General features: G+C 62.7%; 3 protein-coding genes. 2 read left to right on the top strand and 1 reads right to left on the bottom strand.

Going from position 1 to position 2,893, the window contains the following annotated elements; translation table 11 throughout:
* Positions 1-145: 145 nt before the first annotated feature.
* On the bottom strand, positions 146-988 hold the full coding sequence (locus HQL56_19330) for a hypothetical protein (GenBank protein MBF0311670.1): 843 nt from the start codon (positions 986-988) through the stop codon (positions 146-148).
* Positions 989-1,172: 184 nt separating this feature from the next.
* Between HQL56_19330 and ndk the strand changes: the two genes are divergently transcribed.
* On the top strand, positions 1,173-1,601 hold the full coding sequence (ndk, locus tag HQL56_19325) for a nucleoside-diphosphate kinase (GenBank protein MBF0311669.1): 429 nt from the start codon (positions 1,173-1,175) through the stop codon (positions 1,599-1,601).
* A 39-nt stretch (positions 1,602-1,640) separates the two neighbouring features.
* Positions 1,641-2,693 (top strand): 23S rRNA (adenine(2503)-C(2))-methyltransferase RlmN, encoded by a 1,053-nt coding sequence (gene rlmN, locus HQL56_19320; protein ID MBF0311668.1) that lies wholly within the window; start codon positions 1,641-1,643, stop codon positions 2,691-2,693.
* Positions 2,694-2,893: the final 200 nt, after the last annotated feature.

The raw sequence follows: 2,893 nt of genomic DNA, 5'->3' as shown, positions 1-2,893 counted from the left end.
GGGGGGATTATCCCCCCCGACGGGTCCAGGGCAGCGCCCTGGGACGTTTCCTTTTGCCGTTGATGGTGTCTGCTCTGTACAGGGGCCTGTATGGTTACCATGGCTGCAAGTGTGGCGCACGAGGCACCACACCCGCAAAGCCGAATTACCGGGGCGGGGCGCCCGCTCCGCCATGAGGAGCCGCTCCACCCTGAGGCGGCATGGGCGGTTGCGGCGGGGTGGCCAGTTGATAGCCCGCCGGCAGGGTGAAGAGTTCCGCCGCCTGGGGGCCTTCCTTGATATTGGTGATCTCGTAGGCCACGCCCTTGTCGCTTTGCACCTTGACCGGCAGCCGCAAGGCGGTGTCGACCCACTTGGTGTAGGTCAGCGTCTTTCCCTGATGGGTCTGTTGGAATTCCCATTTTTCGGTGGGACGGCCGGCAACGCTTTCCGTACCTTTCAGAATCCGCTTGATGGAGCCCTGATCGCCGTTCGATTCGCCGAGGACGATTTTGCGACCCGGATCGATCAGGATCTGGGCGCGGCTTTCCCCCTTGGGATGGGTGACCACCACGTCCCACTTGTCCGCCTTGATACCCCCGACATCTTCGGTTCCCGATTTGGTGCATTGCACCTTGATCTGGGGGCTTTGTTGCTTGCACAGGCCTTGGGCATCGTCCGGGAGGATGTCGACATCGGGTTTCGGCAGGATGGGGGCGCTGATCATGCCCTCGAAATACTGCTTGCTGGCGGGCATGAGGGAGTAGGCTTTCTTCTCCTTGGTGTCGATAATGTCGATGGTGGCTTCGTTGGGATGATTCATCTCGACACGGATTTTATTGTCGCTGATAAAATACTTGCCGGTAGCCTTGCCACCGGAAGGACCGGGATTGGACAGGCTGATCTCTGCGGAGAAGGTTCCGCCGAACCACGGATCGGCCCAACCGGCCTGGGCACCGGCCAGCAGCAGGGCAGCCCCTGCGGCGATTCCCAGAAGATGCTGACGCATAAACCATTCTCCAATCGATTTGCGGCGGTTGAAAGAGAGCTTTCGGGCACTATAAGGGTTTCGGACAGCCTTGTCCAAAGCGTTTCTGCGCCTCCTTCCGGAAGAGAGACCTTGGCTTGAGGGTTGCGGCTTGTTACCCTTCGGGGGTTTTCGCACTCATCCTTTCCTTCTTCGGAGGCATTCCATGGCAGTCGAGCGCACCTTTTCCATTTGCAAACCCGATGCGGTGGCCAAAAACCTCATCGGCCAGATCTATGCCCGTTTCGAAGCCGCCGGATTGCGCATCGTGGCGGCCAAGATGGTGCGTTTGAGCCGGGAGACGGCGGGAGCCTTCTACGCGGTTCACAAGGGCCGGCCCTTCTACGATGATTTGACCGCCTACATGAGCAGCGGTCCCATCATGGTGCAGGTGCTGGAAGGGGAGAACGCCATCGCCCGGAATCGTGAGGTGATGGGAGCCACGGATCCCAGGAAAGCCGCGCCGGGCACCATCCGGGCCGATTTCGCCGAGAGTGTGGAAGCCAATGCGGTTCACGGCTCCGACGCTCCCGAGACGGCGGCCCAGGAGATTGCCTTCTTCTTCAGCCAGACGGAAATCCAGGCGCGGGGTTGAGTGGTGACAACGGAAGCGGAAAAGCGCTCCCTGACGGGAATGCGCCGGGAGGAGCTGGAGGCGCTTATTCTGCAGTGGGGGGAGCGCCCTTTCCGGGCCAAACAGGTGTGGAACTGGCTGCATGTGCGTCTGGCCGCCGAGGTGGCGGCCATGACCGACCTCTCCCTGGCGTTTCGGGAAAAGTTGAGCCAGTCCAGCCTGCCGTTGCGTCCCGAGGTGAGCTGTCACCGCATCAGCGCGGACGGCACGGAAAAGTGGCTGCTTTCCCTCGGGGACGGACAGCGAATCGAGACGGTCTTCATTCCCGAGGAGGATCGGGGCACCCTGTGTGTCTCCTCCCAGGCGGGATGCAGCCTGGCCTGCCCCTTCTGCTGGACCGGCGCCCAGGGATTGGCCCGCAATCTGAAGGCTGCCGAGATCGTGGAACAGGTTCTTCTGGCCCGCGCCGAAGTGGCGCAACGGGACAAGAAGCTCACCAACGTGGTCTTCATGGGCATGGGGGAGCCCCTTTACAATCTGCCCGCCCTGTTGCAGGCCTGTCATATCCTGCTCGATCCCATGGGTCTGGCCATCGGCACCCGCAAGATCACCGTTTCCACCGCCGGGGTGGTGCCGCGCATGCATCACATCGGGCGGGAACTGGGGGTGAACCTGGCCATCAGCCTGCATTCGGTGCGGGATGCCACCCGTGACGTGCTGGTGCCGCTGAACCGGAAATACAATCTCGCCGCGTTGCGTCAGGCGGCGTTGAGCTATCCCTTCAAGCAGGGACGCCGCATCACCTGGGAATATGTGCTGCTCGACGGGGTCAACGACAGCCCGGAAGAGGCGCGGGAGATGGTGCGTTACCTGCGGGAGATCCCCTCCAAGGTCAATCTGATCCCCTTCAATCCCTGGCCCGGCGTGGCGTATGCGCCGACGCCCATGGAGCGGGTGGTGGCTTTTCAGGAGATTCTGCATCACGGGGGATTGGTGACGGTGATCCGGGACCGGCGGGGAGCCGATATCGAGGCGGCCTGCGGTCAGCTCAAGGGGGCGTTGCAGGATGTGAGACCCCGAAACCGGGACCAGGATGAGCTTCCTTATGAGTAAATACGGGGGTCCGGGGGGGATTATCCCCCCCGGCGGGGTTCGGGGCGGAGCCCCGAGGTGTTGTCCGTTGCCGTAGCGGTCCGTTGCCGTAGCGGTCCGTTGCCGTAGCGGTCCGTTGCCGTAGCGGTCCGCCGCCACCCATGAAATCCCCCAAGCCGCCACCCGCACCCAACGGATCTATCGCGGCGGACCGCGGGGGG

It is taken from the genome of Magnetococcales bacterium, from assembly GCA_015231925.1.
GTDB lineage: Bacteria > Pseudomonadota > Magnetococcia > Magnetococcales > JADGAQ01 > JADGAQ01.
The sequence above is the reverse complement of the archived record's forward strand: the minus strand, read 5'-3'. Positions and strand labels throughout refer to the sequence as shown.